Annotated in this window: 10 protein-coding genes and 1 other RNA gene; 7 read left to right on the top strand and 4 right to left on the bottom strand. The window is 54.5% G+C overall.

The features are described 5' to 3' along the window. Nucleotides 1–15: 15 nt before the first annotated feature. Nucleotides 16–702 carry a response regulator transcription factor gene (locus EU557_RS00855; protein ID WP_135528534.1) on the bottom strand — a complete coding sequence of 229 codons (687 nt, stop codon included), beginning with the start codon at nucleotides 700–702 and terminating at the stop codon, nucleotides 16–18. A gap of 182 nt (nucleotides 703–884) precedes the next feature. Here EU557_RS00855 and EU557_RS00860 point away from each other — a divergent pair, with 182 nt between their 5' ends. The 3 genes from EU557_RS00860 (at nucleotide 885) to EU557_RS00870 (ending at nucleotide 6,131) form a co-directional block, all read left to right on the top strand. Further along, the gene (locus EU557_RS00860; RefSeq protein ID WP_135528535.1) at nucleotides 885–3,599 is read left to right on the top strand and encodes a TonB-dependent receptor; all 2,715 of its coding nucleotides are present in this window, start codon (nucleotides 885–887) and stop codon (nucleotides 3,597–3,599) included. Between the two features lie 299 nt (nucleotides 3,600–3,898). Beyond that, a complete protein-coding gene (locus EU557_RS00865) occupies nucleotides 3,899–5,254 on the top strand; it encodes a CitMHS family transporter (RefSeq protein ID WP_135528536.1) in 1,356 nt (451 codons plus the stop codon). An 85-nt stretch (nucleotides 5,255–5,339) separates the two neighbouring features. After that, nucleotides 5,340–6,131, top strand: coding sequence for a TerC family protein (locus EU557_RS00870; protein ID WP_135528537.1), 792 nt, complete (start codon nucleotides 5,340–5,342; stop codon nucleotides 6,129–6,131). Between the two features lie 99 nt (nucleotides 6,132–6,230). On the opposite strand, the gene EU557_RS00875 is transcribed toward EU557_RS00870, so the two are convergent. Beyond that, a complete protein-coding gene (locus EU557_RS00875; protein ID WP_135528538.1) occupies nucleotides 6,231–7,457 on the bottom strand; it encodes a S8 family serine peptidase in 1,227 nt (408 codons plus the stop codon). A 431-nt stretch (nucleotides 7,458–7,888) separates the two neighbouring features. Here EU557_RS00875 and rnpB point away from each other — a divergent pair. From rnpB to EU557_RS00890, 3 genes are all read left to right on the top strand, one after another. After that, an RNA gene (gene rnpB / locus EU557_RS00880) (RNase P RNA component class A) lies at nucleotides 7,889–8,341 on the top strand. 82 nt (nucleotides 8,342–8,423) lie between these two features. After that, complete coding sequence (locus EU557_RS00885) at nucleotides 8,424–11,078, top strand: cellulase family glycosylhydrolase (RefSeq protein WP_135528539.1); 2,655 nt, start codon at nucleotides 8,424–8,426, stop codon at nucleotides 11,076–11,078. Between the two features lie 140 nt (nucleotides 11,079–11,218). Continuing rightward, a complete protein-coding gene (locus EU557_RS00890; RefSeq protein WP_135528540.1) occupies nucleotides 11,219–12,376 on the top strand; it encodes a sigma-54-dependent transcriptional regulator in 1,158 nt (385 codons plus the stop codon). A gap of 1,719 nt (nucleotides 12,377–14,095) precedes the next feature. Here EU557_RS00890 and EU557_RS00900 read toward each other — a convergent pair. After that, complete coding sequence (locus EU557_RS00900) at nucleotides 14,096–15,097, bottom strand: long-chain-fatty-acid--protein ligase (protein ID WP_135528542.1); 1,002 nt, start codon at nucleotides 15,095–15,097, stop codon at nucleotides 14,096–14,098. Nucleotides 15,098–15,214: 117 nt separating this feature from the next. Here EU557_RS00900 and EU557_RS00905 point away from each other — a divergent pair, with 117 nt between their 5' ends. After that, complete coding sequence (locus tag EU557_RS00905) at nucleotides 15,215–15,763, top strand: hypothetical protein (protein ID WP_135528543.1); 549 nt, start codon at nucleotides 15,215–15,217, stop codon at nucleotides 15,761–15,763. A gap of 68 nt (nucleotides 15,764–15,831) precedes the next feature. Here the strand turns inward: EU557_RS00905 and EU557_RS00910 are convergent, their stop codons facing one another. Beyond that, a complete protein-coding gene (locus EU557_RS00910) occupies nucleotides 15,832–18,252 on the bottom strand; it encodes an alpha-ketoacid dehydrogenase subunit alpha/beta (protein WP_135528544.1) in 2,421 nt (806 codons plus the stop codon). Nucleotides 18,253–18,512 lie beyond the last annotated feature (260 nt).

Here is an 18,512-nt window from a genome sequence, read left to right on the forward strand (position 1 = left end):
AGAGTATGGAAGCGGCTACGTCTCGGAACTTGTGTCGAACCGGTACCCTAGGCCATATACCATGCGGATATAGTTGGATGCTCCGGCTTCTGTGAGCTTGCGCTTGAGGTTTTTTACGTGCGCATATACGCTCTCGAAGGTATCAAACTGCTCTGCCGCATCGCCGGAGAGGTGTTCGGCAATAGCGCCTTTGGTGATAACGCGCCCCTGGTTGGCCAGCAACAGCAGCAGCAGATCAAACTCTGTGCGCGTGAGCGTGACGGGATGCCCTTCTACGGTAGCCCGGCGGGCGGGCACGTCTACGCTGAGCTTGCCGGCCTGCAGCAGGTTGGTGCCTTGGTAATGACGGCGGCGCACCAGCGCCGAAATGCGGGCGCTAAGCTCCGGCAGATAGAATGGCTTGGGCAGATAATCGTCGGCCCCAAGCTCTAGGCCAGTTATGCGGTCATCTACGGCAGCGCGGGCACTGGTAATAATAACGCCCGCCGCTTTTTGGTGACGCTGCAACTCGCGCAGCAGCTCTAGCCCGTCGCCACCAGGCAGGGTCAGGTCCAGCACAATGCACTCGTAGTTGTAGAGCAGCATTTTCTCCTGTGCCTGGGCATAGGTGATGGCCACTTCGCATATATAATGCTGGGCTTGCAGATAGCTTACCAGACTGGCCAGCAACTCCGGCTCATCTTCCACCAGAAGCAGCTTCATGTGGGAACGGAACAAATAAAAGGTGGGAGGAGCAGAAAGATAGCGGCATTAGCTCGTGAAACTGGCCTAGCGCACAAATTTTTATGGCTGAGCTCCTTTCTTCTAAATGTCTTCTAAATCAATATGCTACTTGGCTGACATAATACGCTGCTCTCATTTCCAACCTACTTAAAAATTCCCCCATGACCGTACTGCTACCTTCCCTTTACCGGGCTGGTTGCGCTGGGCTGGTATTAGCCGCGCACGTAACGGCCAGCTCAGCTGCCGCCGCCCCAACCCCCAGTATTCCTACATCCATCGAACAGCGTGCGAACCGTCGCGCGCTTACGGGCCGCGTGCTCGATGGAGCCGACCAAGCCCCTCTGGGCTTCTGCTCAGTAGGCATCAAAGGTTCTAACCGAGGCACAACTACTGATGCCAACGGCGCTTTTAAGCTCGACGTGGAAGATGGGGACATTCTGGTGATTTCGTACGTGGGCTACGAGCCACGAGAATATCCGGTGCCCGCCGGCGAAACATCGGTTACTATCAGCCTGAAATCAACCACACACACCATGGCCGATGTGGTAGTTGTGGGCAACCGTGCTTCTGAAGCCCGCACCAACGTGGAGCTACCAGTGCCCGTAGACGTGCTCAGCGCCAAGGAAATTACGAAAACCGGCCAGACGGAGCTAGGTCAGATGATTCATTTCCTGGCGCCCTCCTTTAACTCTACGAAGCACGCCATTAGCAACGTGACGTCGTACGTGGACCCCGCCACGCTACGCGGCCTGGGCCCCGACCAAACGCTGGTACTCGTGAACGGCAAGCGTCGGCACCAGTCGTCGGCGCTCAACGTGAATAACGTGGTGGGCAGGGGTTCCGTGGGCACCGATTTGAACGCCATTCCGACGGCGGCCATTGAGCGGGTAGAAATCCTACGCGACGGCGCAGCGGCACAATACGGCTCCGATGCCATTGCCGGCATTGTGAACTTGGTACTGAAAAAAGCGCCCCGGGGCGGTACCGTCACAGGCAACTATGGCATTACCAAGCTCGGCGACGGCGACACCTACGATGCGGGGGTAAATTTTGGGCTGCCCGTGGGCAAGCGCGATGGATTTTTCAACACCACCGTGCAGCTTCACCACAACAAGCCCACCGACCGCTCCGGCGACTACACCGGTGCCGTGTACAGCACCAAGCCCGAGGAAGACGCGGCCTTGGTAGCCCAGAACAACTTTAACCGCCACGTTACTACGTACGGCACGGCCAAGAACACCATGGGCCAGCTGTTCTACAATGCGGAGACAAAGCTTGGAGAGGCCTGGACGCTATATTCCTTCGGCGGATACTCGCGCAAGGACATGACGGCCTACGGCTTCTACCGCCAGCCTAGCAACAAACGGCGGGCAGTACTCTCGCTGTTCCCCAATGGCTACAACCCCGTATTCCCGGCCAAAGTGCAGGACCTGGCCTCTACGCTAGGCGTGCGCCGCACCACGAGCGGTGACTGGAACCTCGACTTCAGCGCCGGATTTGGCGGCAATACCATTGAAACGTTCGCCAACCATACGGTCAACCCTTCGTACGGCAGCAACTCGCCCACTAGCTTCTACACGGGCACCAACAAGTTTGCGCAGGGCCTGATTAACGTGAACGTGTCGAAATCATTTAAGGAAATTGGTAGCCTGAAGTCCTTAAGTGTGGCCTACGGCAGTGAGCTGCGGGTGGAGCGCTACCAGCTAGTAGCCGGCGACGATGCCTCCTGGATGAAAGGCCCGGTTACGGCTAACTCGCCCGATGTTGGCTCTAGTGGCCGCGAGGGAATTGGCGCCCAAAATGCCGTGAAGCGCACTCGTAATAACGTAGGCCTGTACGCCGATGTGCTCAGCGACATAACCGAAAACCTACTGGTAGATGTGGCCGCTCGGGTAGAGCGCTACAGCGACTTTGGCACCAACGTATCAGGCAAAATCTCAACGCGCTACAAGTTCTCGAACCTGTTCTCCGTGCGGGGTTCCCTCAACCGGGGTTTCCGGGCGCCTTCCATGCACCAGCTCTACTACTCCAACAATGCTGATGCACAGTGGCTGACCATCAACGGCGTGTTCGACTCCTACCCCATTGCTCACCTGCGCAACGATAATTCCTACGTGCGGGCTTTGGGTGTTGAAAAACTGAAAGCAGAAACCACCCTCGACTACAACCTTGGCTTTACGGCCCAGATTGGCCCCAACCTGCAGGTAACGGCCGATATGTACCAGATTGATATTAAGGATAGGATTGTGATTTCGGGCCAGCTTGATGCTACCAAAGAGTCCTTGGCTCCCGTATTCCAGGGCTCCGGTATTGCGCAGGTACAGTTCTTCTCCAACGCCCTCGATACCCGCACCCGTGGCCTTGACGTGGTTGCTGCCTACCGCCAAAACTTTAGCAAAGAGCAAGAGCTGAGCCTGAGTGCCTCCATGATGCTGAACTCCACGAAAGTACGCGGCGCTGTACGCACTCCGTCGCAGCTTGCCAGCCTCAGCAGCGGCCTGATTGACAGAGTAATGATTGGCTTGATTGAGGTGGCTCAGCCCCGTTCAAAGGCCATCGTATCTGGCAGTTACCGCTACAAGAAGCTTGAGGGCATGTTACGCGCCACCCGTTTCGGGGAGGTAACCGCCATTCAGACCTCATCTGAGCTAGACCAGACGTTTGGGGCCAAGACCATTGCCGACGCTTCCTTGTCGTATAGCTTCAACCCTCGCATCAACCTGACCGTCGGAGCGAACAACATCTTTGATGTGTATCCCGACAAAATTGCCTTCCCCTCCCTCACGGCCTCGGGCCAGACGCCTTACACGCGCTTCACCTCGCAGTTCGGCTTCATGGGCGCTTACTACTTCACCACTGTGCGCTACAGTTTCTAAACAACGCAGCAAGCGGTGCTCAAAAGTCAGCTAGGCCACTCTCCTGCGCCGCTAACAGTGAGGCTGCAACCTCAAGCGACGCTGGGAATGGCCTAGCCGGCAACAATGCGCAGTCCCTTCTATTCACGAGGCGTTCCAAGCTGTGCGGGCGCAGAGTATAGAGAGGACGGAGGCGTTGTTTGGCACCGTAGACTGGTTTCCATGCTGCGCGGAAACCAGCCTGCACTGCTCCCATTTGGGCGCCGCTGCTGCGTTGTTTAGCACTCTGCATACTACCACCCACTTACCACCCCTGCCTTATGCTCGCACTTGCTGGCTTTGCCATGATTCTCACCTTCATGGTGCTGATCATGACGAACCGACTTTCGGCCATTACGGCGCTGCTACTGGTGCCCGTGGCGTTTGCGGTACTCACGGGCTTCAGCGCCCAAATGGGCACCATGATGCTGGATGGCATCCGCAATATTGCCCCCACTGGCATCATGCTGGTATTTGCCATTCTGTACTTTGGGCTAATGACGGATGCTGGGCTGTTTGACCCCGTCATTGGCCGAATACAGCGTGTAGCCCACGGCGACCCACTGAAAATTATCGTTGGCACGGCGCTGCTGGCTTTGCTGGTTTCGCTGGATGGCGACGGCGCTACTACCTACATTATTGTGGTTACGGCCATGCTCCCGCTTTATCGACGCCTGGGTATCAACCCCTTGATTCTTACATGCATGAACATGCTGGTGGGAGGTGTGATGAACATTTTGCCTTGGGGCGGCCCCACGGCTCGGGTCATGAGCGTGCTTCGCTTGGATAGTACTCAACTCTTCAACCCGCTTATTCCGGCCATGTTGGTTGGGTTGGCATGGGTGTTTTTTGTGGCTTGGCGCTTTGGCAAGCAGGAACGCAAGCGCTTAGGCCTGCACCAAGAGCCCCGCCCCGCTAAACACCCACTGGTGCTTGGCTTTGCAGCTGGCCTTCCTACGCCCTTATCCACCACCGACGAGGCCACCGACCTGGCTCTCTCACCCGAGGATCAGGCCTTACGCCGCCCCCGCCTGCTGTGGGTAAATGCCTTACTTACCATTGGCCTGATGGTGGCGCTGGTGCGTGAGCTACTGCCGCTGCCAGTGCTCTTTATGCTGGCATTTGCGCTGGCTGCCCTGCTCAACTACCCCAATCTAGCGCAGCAACGGCAGCGGTTTGCGGCACATGCCAGCAATGCCCTGTCGGTGGCCGCCATGGTGTTTGCAGCGGGCATCTTTACTGGTATTCTCAGCGGCACGCACATGGTAGATGCCATGGCGCACACCTTTGTGCAACTGGTACCCACCGAGTTGGGCCCGCGCTTCCCCGTACTGACTGGCCTAGCCAGTGCGCCGCTCACCTTCTTTATGTCGAATGATGCCTTTTACTTTGGTATCCTGCCCTTTTTCACAAAAGCCGCGGCCCAGTTTGGGGTAGCTACTGCCACCATGGGAAAGGCCTCTCTGCTAGGCCAGCCGGTACATCTGCTTAGCCCGCTGGTACCTTCTACCTATTTGCTGGTAGGCCTGGCCGGTGTTGATTTTGCCGCCCATCAGCGCTTCACACTTAAATGGGCGTGTGGCACGGTGCTCGTGATGCTACTAACGGCCCTTGTACTAGGTATTGTGCCGTGGTAGCGGCTCTAAGACCACCTGTATACTGATGCCCCGGTGCCCTCGCTAGCCTCCTTTCTCCACTTCAGGCCCCACATTCTGTTCATCTATGAATCAATACGTTCAGCATATTCTCGACAACCCGGCGGCATCGCTAGCCATCATCGGCAATCTTGTTATCATTGAGAGCCTGCTTTCCGTTGATAACGCGGCAGTGCTGGCTACCATGGTCGGCGATTTGCCCCGAGAACAGCGCAAAAAGGCATTGCGTTACGGCATTTTCGGGGCTTACATTTTCCGGGGCCTGTGCATTCTGTTTGCGTCCTTCCTGATCAAGTTCTGGTATTTGAAACCGCTGGGTGGCATGTATTTGCTGTACCTGGTATACGACCATTTCAAGGCTCGCCGCTCTGATGAGGACGAAACTATAGACAAACAGCAAAGCTGGTTCTACCGCAACACCCTAGGCCTGTTTGGGAAGTTTTGGGCCACGGTGGCCCTGATTGAGCTCATGGATCTGGCCTTTTCTATTGATAACGTTTTTGCGGTAGTGGCATTTACCGATAACCTGATTCTGATATGTGCAGGAGTGTTTATTGGCATTCTGGCCATGCGGTTGGTGGCACAGGCCTTTGTGCTGCTGATGGGCAAATACCCGTTTCTGGAAACGGCTGCCTTCGTTGTCATCGGCTTATTAGGGCTGAAGCTGGTGTTATCATTAGTTAGTCACTTCTTGCCGGGCCACCCGCTTAGCATCGCGCTGGAAAGTGAAGCCGCCGATGTAGCCATGACGGTGCTAACCGCCGCGGCTTTCTTAGTGCCGTGGGCTACGTCTCTGCTCTTCAATGTACCCCAGCGCCCCGGCGGCAGCCAAGTGGAAGTACTGGAAGCTGCTGAATAAAACTGCCGCGCCTCCGCTAGGCGACAGAAGCAACATAAACATAAAAAAGGCCAGCCTGTGATAGGCTGGCCTTTTTTATGTCGGCTGTAGTGACTCAGCTTACAGGTGAGCAATGGGGTCGGCGTTGCCGTCTGGGTCGTTTTTCACGGTGCCACTGGTGGTAAAGCTTTTGCCCTTCAGGAGCAGTACACCCGCCATGTGCGGAGTAGCCATAGAGGTGCCACTGATAGTATTGTAGCCTCCATTCAGCCACGTAGACTGGATGTTTACGCCGGGCATGCAGTAATCAACTGGTGGGTTGCCGAAGTTAGAGAACGAAGCCCAGCTATCGGTGCTGTTCATGGCCGAGATAGTGAAGATGTTGGCCCCATTCACGCGAGCTGGCGAGTGATTGTTGGCGTCATCTGTCTCGTTGCCGGCAGCCAGCGCGAAGAGCACACCACCCGCTGAAGCGCGCAGCACAGCATCATCCAAGGCCTGAGAAACACCGCCACCAAGGCTCATGTTGGCGACATCACCTGCTTTGCCATTGGCACCTACATAGTCAACGCCAGCAATAACGCCGGAGTTAGAGCCGCTACCACGCGCATCGAGCACACGCACGGCTACTACTGTAGCATTGGCGGCTACTCCCACAACGCCAATAGTATTGTTTTTAGCGGCGATGGTGCCCGACACGTGGGTGCCGTGGCCATTTCCATCATCAGGCGAGGCATAGTTGGCGCCGCTGGTCAGGAACGATTTGCTGCGGGTGACGTCGACGTTCAGGTCGGGGTGGTCGAGGTCAATGCCTGTGTCGATAATCCAAGCAGTTTTACCGGTGCCATCGGCAGTACCAACGCGGGCAATGCCATAAGGCGTAACCTGGGCAGGCTGGGTAGTGCCACCACCGGAAGATGGCTTACCAAGTGAAATAACACGGTCGGCTTCTACGTAGGCCACTCGAGCGTCTTCGCGCAGGGCTTTAGCTTCTTGAGCACTCAGCCGCGCCGAGAACCCCTTCAGTGCGTGGCCATAGGCAAATCCGAGCGCATCGGCGCTGGCACCGCGTGCTTTCAAGATTCCTTGCCCTACCTCTTTAACTTTTTTGACTTTCTCATTATACGGCTCGCTGCCGCTCAACTCCACTGCACCATCTTTAAGCACTACAATGTACTGACCGGAAATTACATCGGCAGCATCAGCTTTTGCATCGCTGCTTTGAGCCACACCAGCGGTGGAGGGCTGAACTGCGTCTTCAGAGCAAGCAGTAAATGTGGCGCTGGCTGCAACTGCGGAGGCACTCAAGAGCCAAGCGAGACGGGCATTGCGTTGTTTCTTATGCATTCTACGAGGGTGAAAGGGTGGAAAGAAAGGGCAGTTTTGGTAACCACTATTTCGGAGAAAGCAAGGCTCTTTCCCTTGACAAATCCTAGTCTGGTTGAGCTACCAATTTTTACTGATGATGAGCCCAAAGTAGAAATTCCTCCAAATAAAAAGCTCACAAGCCTATAACCCCCTCTAATCAAAGACCACTTTTACAACGAATATTGCATCAAATACACCGTTTTATTAACACAAACCCTTGTTTTAACTTATTTAAATAAAATTATGTTAATAATGTTAAATCTATATAGCAAAGGACTAACGGGTGTTAGATTAAGAATACTCGTTATCAATATAGTTATATAAGTAATTAAGCATTTGAATTCTGAATTAGCCTCTCATCATCTATCATTCTTTAGTCTCCCCGAGAATTAGCACTTACCTTTGCCCAAGTGATGAGTCGCCCCACCGCGGCGCCGAAAGGTGACGAGGAAAGTCCGGGCAACACAGAGCACCCTGCTTCCTAACGGGAAGGACTGGTGCGCGTAAAGCAATCCAGGACAGCCAGTGCCACAGAAAACTACCGCCAGGCGGTGAGTGTGTGATGGATGGATGAGCGAGTTACATCACTCATTCATTATTTCGCTCAGTCACTTCTGGTAAGGGTGAAAAGGTGCGGTAAGAGCGCACCAGCGGCTGGGCAACCATGCCGGCTGGGTAAACCTCAGGGGTTGAAAGACCAAATAAGCTGGCACGCGGGTCTTTTGGGGCCCGCACCGGGCGGCTCGTTCGGCGTCAGCGGGTAGGTTGATGGAGCCTTTCCGTGAGGACTGGCCTAGATAAATGGTGGGGCCGTTTCTGCTTGCAGAAGCGGACAAAACCCGGCTTATAGACTCATCACCTGACAGCACCGGCTGTTCTGGTTTCGGCCAGAACAGCCGTTTTTGTTGCTGTACTAGTTTACTCGCGGCTTACTTTTTCGTGCTTATGCGTCACCTGTTGCTTCAATCGCACCCCTTCTCTTCCTTTCTCGTTCGGCTGAGTGGCCTAGGCCAGCAGCGGTTTAGCTTAGCCTTGAGCCTATTATCGTTTCTGCTGGTAGGCCAGCTACAGGCTCAGGAAGTACCTCCCACTGGCAAAAACGTCTATGCAGACGCTGCAGGAGTGTTGCGCTGGGAAGGCAGCCGCCAAGAAGTAGCGCTGTTTGGCGTGAATTACACTGCGCCGTTTGCCTATTCCTATAGAGCCCATCAAAAACTCGGAGTAAAGCTGGAGCAAGCCATTGACCAAGATGTGTACCACTTAGCTCGCTTGGGGGTAAATGCATTTCGGGTGCACGTGTGGGATGTGGAGATTACCGATACCCTGGGCAACCTGCTGGAGAATGAGCATCTGCGCCTACTCGACTACCTAATTCAGCGGCTCAAAGAGCGGCAAATCAAAATTGTACTGACGCCAATTGCCTACTGGGGCAACGGCTACCCTGAGCCAGACACGGCCATGACGGGGTTTTCCTCAATCTACCCCAAAGGCAAGGCTTATAATACCCCACGCGCGGTTGCAGCTCAGGAAAACTACCTGAAGCAGTTTCTGAACCACCGCAATAAATACACAGGGCAGCTGAACCGCGAAGACCCCGATATCATTGCCTATGAAGTCTGCAACGAGCCACACTACCGCCAGCCAGAGTCGGAAGTAACCACTTTTGTGCAGCGCATGGTGCAGGCTATGCGGGCTACCGGCTACCGCAAGCCCATTTTCTACAACATTGCGGAAAGCCCAGTCGTGTCGAATGCTATTCTTAGCAGCCCCGTAGATGGCTTCACCTTTCAATGGTATCCATCGGGGCTGGTGAACGGCCATACCCTACGGGGCAACCCACTACCGTTTGTAGATCAATACCCCATCCCGTACCAGCAAGACCCGCGCTTCACGAAGAAGCCGCGGCTGGTGTACGAGTTCGAATCGGGTGACATTTTGCAGCCGGTGATGTACCCAGCTATGGCCCGTAGCTTCCGGGCAGCGGGGTTCCAGTGGGCCACCCAGTTTGCGTATGACCCTATGGCCCTGGCCTACGCCAATACTGAATACCAGACGCATTATCTCAACCTGGCCTACACACCGGCCAAAGCCATCAGCTTACTGATTGCGGGCAAAGTGTTCCGTCAGGTAAAGCGTGGCCAACAGTTTCCGGCTTACCCGGCTGACACCGTATTTGCTGACTTCCGCGTGAGCTACCGCAATGGCTTAAGCGAGCTTAACTCGCCAGAGGAGTTTTACTACACAAACACCACAGCCACTAAGCCGCGTAAGGCAGCCGCATTGCGCCATGTGGCAGGTACGGGTTCTTCATCAGTGGCTACCTATGAGGGCACTGGGGCCTATTTTATCGACCGTGTAGCACCGGGCGTTTGGCGTCTCGAAGTAATGCCCGATGCCAACTCCGTGCGCGACCCATTTGCTACCACCTCACTCCGCCAGCCCGTTACCCGCATCGACTGGAACACTCAGCCGTTGCGCCTCAACCTACCTGGCCTAGGCCTCGATTATACCGCACGGGGCATCAACCACAACAATACTTTCCAGGCAGTAGCTACCAATGGGCTGGTTCGGGTGCAACCCGGAGTGTACTTACTAGCGGCGCGGGGTAAAGCTACGAGTGCGTATGCTGCTCAGACAGCCTTTGGCTCCATAAAACTGGGCGAGTTTGTGGCTCCCGCGGCATCGGAGCAACCACTCCAGGTAGTACATACGCCTCAGGTGCAAGTAGCAGCAGGCCGCCCGGCTTCTATTCGAGCTACGGTATTGGGAGCTAGCCCCACCGACTCGGTGCTGCTCATTGCCCAACACTTTTATGGCCAGACCCGCAAGCTGCCCATGCGCCGTCCGACGCTGACTACCGCCGAGGCCACAGTGCCAACTGAGCTACTCTACTCAGGCCTTTTACGCTACTGGATTGTGGTGCAGCACAACGGGCGGAATACGACCTTCCCTGGCAGCTTTGCGGGTAGCCCCCGCGACTGGGACTACGCTCCCAAGGAGCACTGGGAAACGCCCATTGTAGCGGCAAGTGCGCCCCTGCCCTTGTTTCGTGCTAGCCAGGATCAGCAGCAGGTAGAAGCCGGCGGCATTAGTGGCGGCGGGTGGGCCGACTACGTAACCACGGGGGCTGGCCAATTGGCGTTGCGCTTATTGCAGGCGCCTCCTACCGGTGCTACAACACCTGCCAGCCCGGCGGCGCCCATAGCCTTCCTTCGAGCGTATTTCGGTGACCGACTTGCTACCCGTGCTTCAGATACTAACAACTTCAAGGAGCTAGTAATTCGGGGGCGCCGTAGTGCCGGAGCAGGTTCAGTGCAGTTGGTTATCACTACTACAGACGCCACTGCTTATGTAGCGGCGGTTGAGTTAGGGCCAGAAGTGCAGGAAATACGGGTACCGCTTGCAGCATTCAAGCTGGGTGCGCAAGTGCTACTACCGCGAGCCTATCCAGGATTTTTGCCGCTCTCGTTCCGGGCTCCGGGCCCCGTTGCGTTGCCCATAGCGCAGGCCGAAGTGTTACAAGTACTGCTGTCTTCGGGCGCGGCGCAGGATGGGCAAGAGCGGCCTCACCTAGACATAGAATCTATTTCACTCCAATAAAAACCAGGCAATAAAAAGTCAGACAGTACTCCTCCGGAAGGTTCTGTTAACAACATCAGCACCTTCCGGAATCTAGTTCGTACTACATCAACCGGAAGTGCGTTTTCGTTACTTTCGCTGCCCAACCCCCTTTCCTCTTTATGCCTCGCATCTTAATTATTGACGACGAAAAGGCCATTCGGCACACGCTGAAGGAAATTCTCGAATACGAAAGCTACCAGGTAGATCAGGCCGAGGATGGTCCGACTGGCCTAGACATGCTCATCCGCGACAAATATGACGTGGTGCTCTGCGACATCAAGATGCCCAAGATGGATGGCATTGAAGTACTGGAGCGGGCACGCATTGTGGCTCCCGATGCCGCCTTTATTATGGTTTCGGCCCACGGCAACGTAGAAATGGCCGTGGATGCCACCAAAAAAGGGGCCTACGACTTCCTACAGAAGCCACCAGACTTGAACCGCTTGCTCGTGACGGTGCGTAACGCCCTTGACCGCACCAAGCTGGTAACGGAAACGAAGACGCTGAAGAAGAAGATTGCCAAAAGCTCCGAGATGGTTGGCGACTCGCCCGCGCTAGGTGCTGTGCGCAAGGCCATTGAGAAGGTAGCCCCTACCGATGCGCGAGTACTCATTACTGGTCCTAACGGAGCGGGGAAAGAGATGGTAGCCCGGCAGCTACATGAGCAGAGCAACCGTGCCAGTGGCCCCATGATTGAGGTTAACTGCGCTGCTATTCCCTCTGAGCTAATAGAATCAGAGTTGTTTGGTCACGAGAAGGGGTCATTTACCTCAGCCGTGAAGCAACGAATTGGCAAGTTTGAGCAGGCTGATGGTGGCACCCTGTTTCTGGACGAAATTGGCGATATGAGCCTTTCGGCCCAGGCTAAGGTGCTGCGGGCCTTGCAGGAAAATAAGATTACCCGGGTGGGTGGCGAAAAGGAAATCTCGGTGAACGTGCGCGTCTTGGCCGCTACCAATAAGGACCTGCTCCAGGAAATTGCCGACAAGAACTTCCGCGAGGACCTTTACCACCGCCTCTCTGTGATTCTGATTCAGGTACCAGCTCTGAATGACCGCCGGGAGGACATTCCGGCTCTTATTGAGAAGTTCTTGCAGGATATTGCCAACGATTACGGCAACAAGCCCAAGAGAATAGATGCCGACGCCCTCAAATACTTACAAGGCCTCGACTGGCGTGGCAACATCCGGGAGCTGCGCAATGTGGTAGAACGCCTCGTAATCATGAGCGACGCTACCATCTCAGAAGCTGATGCCCGCGCCTTTGCCGGCAAGTAAACCAATCCCCTGGCCTAGACACAAGCCGCTGTTCACAAGAACAGCGGCTTTTTCCTGCGCGTAAGGTTATTTCAATCAATGATGAAATATTCCTAATGTGGGGAGGCCATGCACACGGAGATCATACACTTTGTGCCCTATCGTATCACTAGGCAGTAGCCCAAAGCGGGCATAATTAGTGAAGACATACGTACCCGACGGGTAAGGAGGGCGTACCAAGAGTATCCGCTGACGCTGTGCAGCTGGTAGTATTAGGGTGTTATTATACAACAAATCGATACGCGGCGAGCCAACGGGAATATGAGCTGTTGAATCAGTAGCCAGTAACCACTCTAGGCCACTGCGGTAAGAAAGTCCCCAATAGTCGCGGTCAAAGTGCTGACTAATGACGGCCGTTGGTACTACACTGAAATAGACTTGCTGGTAAGGGTGCTCCTTTACCATACGGTAAGCAGTCTGTATTACCCCTGTCATCATTACTCCTACTATACCATGCCAAACTAAGTGCCCTCTAAGATGGTGTGTTGCCCAATGCCTGATTCGATGAATGCCACTCACACCTAGCAGTAACAGCGCTGGATAAATAAAATATAAATGGCGCCACCCATTATACACAGCCGAGTGCAGAAGAATGATGCTCAGTAATGGCACTATAAACCAAGCGACAACCACAGTATCAAATTGCCAGACCCATACGTGGGCTTGGTGCAAAGAGCGCTTAATCCCGAGCATCCATACAACTAAGCCACTTAATGCTGCTACCAAGTAAGGCCAAGGTGTAGTGATGCTTATCCATACTGGCACGTAATGCCAGGGCGTCTGACTACCCTGCCGAAGCTCACCTAAGTACAAGTTACGCCCCAGCCAGGGAAAGCGGCTCATCTGCTGAAAAGCCTCCACGAGGTGGCCTACGGGATCTTCCCATAAGAATGGCCAGCATACTACCATTACGATAGCTGTAGTGACTAGATAGAGTCCTAAGCACTGTAGAAGATGGCGTTGTGCATATCTGTGCTCACTGGAAAGAAGTATTAACCAGCCTATCCAACTCACGGTGAATGCAACCAGTAGAACCCCAACGATACGTATATCTAGGGCAAAAGCACAGCATACGCCATGGACTACTGCTCGACTTATAGTTGGTTGTTGCGTAAGTCGAACCAGGGTTAGCATACTCACAGCAAAACAGGACATCAATACTATATCCTGTCCATTATAAAACGCTTCAGCAAAAAGGCGGGGCGACAGCACTAATGCTCCGGCGGCTACTAATCCCCAGCGCCAATCCTGAAAGCGCAGGCATGCAAGCCGATATAGAGCCCACACCCCTACCACAAAAGTCAGGTAGATCAGTATATGCCGCAGTCGATAATAAATGGCAGAATCGCCGTGGGCCACGAACATACCCAGTAAGCTAGCTGGAATCTCGAAAAGTACTCCATGCCCATTATCAGGGTAGCCGCTAAGGGTTGGAATATGTTTATAGTTTGTATGCTGGCGGGCTAGGTCAGGCACTAGCAAGTCGGCTACATACTTCACATTTACTGCACCATGCTGATAGTGAGCCGGCTCGTCGGTTGACACACCATAGTCATCATGTAGTAGCCAGCCTAGTAGCATCAGGCTACCAAAAAATACTCTTACTATCCCTTGAGACCAATACTTACTTGATATATTTATAAACATAGGCAGGCAATATACGCACTGCCATCAAACAGCTTACACCATCTGGTTGCAACCTCGGATATCTGAGTTGTCTAAGCGCCCTAAAACTTCGAAGGATCCATCGGGGTGCATGCGGGCGAGGTCTTTGGTTTCAACGAAGGCGCAGCTATCTATGTTCGCCAAGTCGATGATGTTGATAGCTCCGGCTTCTAATGATTCAGAAACGGAAAACGGATCGGAGGGGTCGCGCAGAAGGATGCGTAGTTGAGGCGGCGCGTGAAAGCGGCCATCACCGAAGCTATAGGCCTGGCCTAGCAATTCTGTCATACCATATTCTGAATGGATGCCAACGGGGCCAAAGCCTTTCTGTAGCTCCTGATGCAATTCCTCCCGAATCATTTCGCGGCGGCGGCCTTTCATACCGCCCGTTTCCAGCACCGTTAGGCCGTGCAGTGCCGGATCACCGGCGTAGGCTTCTACCAAATCGAGCAAGGCATAGCTCACGCCTATTAACAATACTTTGCGCGAGGAATCGTGCTGGGCTTCGCGCAGCGCCTGCAACAGCGCCTCGTGGTTATGCAGGAAAAAAGCCTGCTGCGTCTGTCCCGATTCCTTGGCAAAGTAGTCTACCATTGCCACCAGCGAAGATTGCCCTTGCTCTAAATAAGAGGGTAACAACGCCAGAATGGTCCAGCCGGTTAGGGGACCGTAATACTGCTCGAAGATTCGCGCTGCGTGCCGACGATATAGCAATGGCTCACGCACAAAGTGGTGACTACGCTGCTGCTGCGTGGTACCACTACTAAGGAAGGTTTCCTGCGGTATCCAATCGGTAGCGTCGGTGCGTACATCATGGGTTTTGAAGAATTCAATGGGCAGAAAGGGAATATCTTCCAGATGCGTAACGGCCAGCGGGTTGCGGCCAAGCACACGCAGGTATTCTTGATAAGGTGCGCAGTGTTCAGCCTGGTAGCGGAACAGGCCTAGCGCCGCAGCTGGCACGTCAGCAGTAGACAAGGAAGGCAGAGCAGACAAAAACTCGTCGCGGAAACTCATTCAGATGCAGTAGGGTTAGCGAATCAGTAGAACAATGTGGGCGCTACTTCGTTCGTTAGGAAGTTGTACCTTCCTGCCGCGGCAGCGCCGTTTCCTTCATCCATTTCACTACTTGTTATGGCTATATCTCGTACTCTTTGTTTTGGGACACTACTACTAGCAGGCGCAGGCATTACGTCTTGCCTGAGCGCCCCAGACTATCCCGATACGCCAGAAATTGGGTTCAAGAACATTCAGCAGCGGCGAGTGGATACGCTAACGGGTGTGTTTGACAGGGTTATCGTGACTGTGTCCTTCAAGGATGGCGATGGAGACCTAGGCCTTAATAATGAGGATATTGACCCACCTTTTAATGAATTAGATCCGATTACCAAACAGCCTAACCGTTATTATAATAACTACTTCTTTCAGCCACAGCTGCGTAGTAGTACCGGTCAGTTTGAAGATTACAACTTGGCCTTCTCTTACAATGGCCGTTATCCACGCCTGTCGCCTTCTGACCAGGGCGGAAGGAAGGAGCCACTAAAAGGAGACCTTAATTTTAAAGTTGACTTCTTCCAAGGCACTTTTCCGGCTAAGTCAGTCGTACGCTTCAAGGTGAAAATTGCGGACCGCGCACTGCACGAAAGCAACGAAGTAATTACCGACCCAATTACGCTGAACTAGCGTCACATAAGTAAACAAAAAGCCCTCGTTAATTGGCCTAGGCCAGTTAACGAGGGCTTTTTAATGACCTAGTAGATAGCTGGAAAACGCTTGGGGTCGGTTTCCTGCATCATTTCATACACCGTATCAAACACATCCTCGGCGTTGGGCTTGGAGAAATAGTCGCCGTCGGAGCCGTAGGGCGGGCGGTGAGCCTGCGCTGAGAGGCAGCGCGGAGCTGAGTCGAGGAGTTGATAGGCTCCTTGCTCGTCAATTACCTGCTGCATCATGTAGGCAGTAGCCCCACCGGGTACATCTTCGTCAGCGAACAACACACGATTGGTCTTGCGGATGCTATCTGAAATAGCCTGCTCAATGTCGAAAGGTAATAAGGTCTGCACGTCAATAATCTCGACGGAGATTCCTACTTCCTCTAGCTGCTTAGCGGCATCCTGCACAATCCGGCACATAGAGCCGTAGGTTACAATGGTTAGGTCCTTACCCTCCCGAATCACTTCCGGTACGCCCAAGGGCACTGTGAACTCACCTATGTTTTGCGGAATACGCTCCTTGAGGCGGTAGCCGTTGAGGCACTCAATCACGATGGCTGGCTCATCGGCCCGCAGGAGCGTGTTATAGAAGCCGGCGGCCTGGGTCATGTCGCGCGGCACGCACAGGTGAATACCGCGTATGCTGCCCAGAATCATCTGAATTGGTGAGCCGCTATGCCAAATGCCTTCCAGGCGGTGGCCCCGCGTCCGGACGATAAGGGGAGCCTTCTGCCCACCTTTAGTTCGGTACTGCAGGCTAGCTACATCGTCACTAAGAATCTGGATGGCGTAGAGCAAGTAATCGAGATACTGAATCTCCGTGATGGGGCGTAGGCCACGCAGCGCGGCACCAATACCCTGGCCTACAATGGTGCATTCCCGGATGCCGGTATCAGTTACGCGCAGCTCACCAAACTTCTCCTGCAAACCAGCAAAGGCCTGGTTTACGTCACCGATGCGTCCTACGTCCTCACCAATGGCGAAAATGCGGGGGTCGCGGCGGAAGTTGGCTTCGAAGCAGGCCTGTAGTACCTCGCGGCCGTCTACCTGGGGAGTATTTGGCGCAAACTCTGCCTTAATTTCTTCGATATTAAGCGCTGCTTCTTCGCTCTGGCTGAAGAGGTAGGAGTTGTAGCGGTCAGAGTTTTCGGCCAGGGCTTGCTCCAACCAGTTCTGTAGGTCGCGGCGGGCAGCACTGCGGGCGCCCCGAACGCGGCGCAGCACGCGGCGCACCGTGCGCACCAGATCGGCACGAATGGGGGCTGGGTTTTGGGCCAGGGGCTCCACCAGCTCATGCAGTTGGTGCTCGGTGCCCGTTTCAGCTACCAGCTTGTTGAGCAGGCTTACCACCTCACTCCGTTCTTGCTTGATGGGGTTGAAGAAAGACTCCCATGCAGCTACGCGGGCCTGCTTAACGGTTTCTTTAGCTTCGTTTTCAATTTGATCCAGCTCCTCTTCCGCAACCTGCCCTTCGGCTAGCAGCCACTCGCGCATTTTGCGCAGACAGTCGTGCTCTTCTTCCCAGCTTAGGCGGTCTTTGCTCTTGTAGCGCTCATGCGAGCCCGAAGTGCTGTGGCCCTGAGGCTGCGTTACTTCGGTTACGTGGATGAGCACGGGCACGTGCTGGGTGCGGCACACTTCGGCGGCGCGCTGGTAGGTGTCAATCAACGCCGCATAATCCCAGCCTTTCACTACAAAAATCTCAAAGCCCTCTTGGCCTTCGCCTTCGCGCTGCAAACCTTTCAGGATTTCTGAGATATTCTGTTTGGTGGTCTGGTATTCAGCGGGCACTGAAATGCCGTAGTGGTCATCCCACACACTTACCAACATGGGAATCTGTAGTACGCCAGCGGCATTCAGGGCCTCGAAGAACATGCCTTCTGAGGTGCTGGCGTTACCAATAGTACCAAAAGCCACTTCGTTGCCATTAACCGAGAACTGCGTCATGGTGTGCAGCTCAGGGTTTTGGCGGTATAGCTTGGAAGCGTAGGCCAGGCCTACGAGGCGGGGCATCTGGCCGCCCGTGGGCGAGATATCGGCTGAGGAGTTTTTGCTTTCCGCGAGGTTTTTAAACTGACCGTCTTCGTCGAGCAGGCGCGTGCCGAAGTGGCCGTTCATAGCACGGCCGGCTGTGGACGGCTCCGCTTCCACATCGGGATGGGCGTAGAGCTGGGCAAAGTATTGCTGCAGAGTAAGCTCGCCGATAGCCAGCATGAAGGTTTGGTCGCGGTAGTAGCCAGAGCGCCAGTCGCCGGCCCGGAAAGCACGGGCCATGGCCAACTGCGGCACCTCCTTGCCATCACCGAAGATGCCAAACTTGGCCTTGCCCATAAATACTTCTTTGCGCCCCGCCAGCGAGGCCTGCCGGCTTTCCCACCCCAGGCGGTAATCACGAAGCAGCTCTTCTTTGCTTAAGGTGGCGGCAGTAACCATTAAATCGGCAGTTTCAGCGGTGGACATAGAAAGCAGAACGGATAAAGGTGGGGGCGGGTGTAGAGTGGGTGAGAACCCGCTTCCGGGGAAACAGGCCCTCAAAAGTACGGATTTGCCACTGATCCGGCCGCGTGCCGGAGTAAGGCTACTTTAGCGGCAGAAAGCAGGGTTTATTAACTATCTTTGATAAAGGGAGCTGACTGATTGCCGTTAGAAGTTGGAAGAAGTGCGGAACAGAAGAATGAAACGTTTGTTCTCGCTAGGAACTTCCAGCTGCCATGCGCCAA

The sequence above is a fragment of the Hymenobacter wooponensis genome (genome assembly GCF_004745865.1).
In the GTDB taxonomy this organism is placed as follows: domain Bacteria; phylum Bacteroidota; class Bacteroidia; order Cytophagales; family Hymenobacteraceae; genus Hymenobacter; species Hymenobacter wooponensis.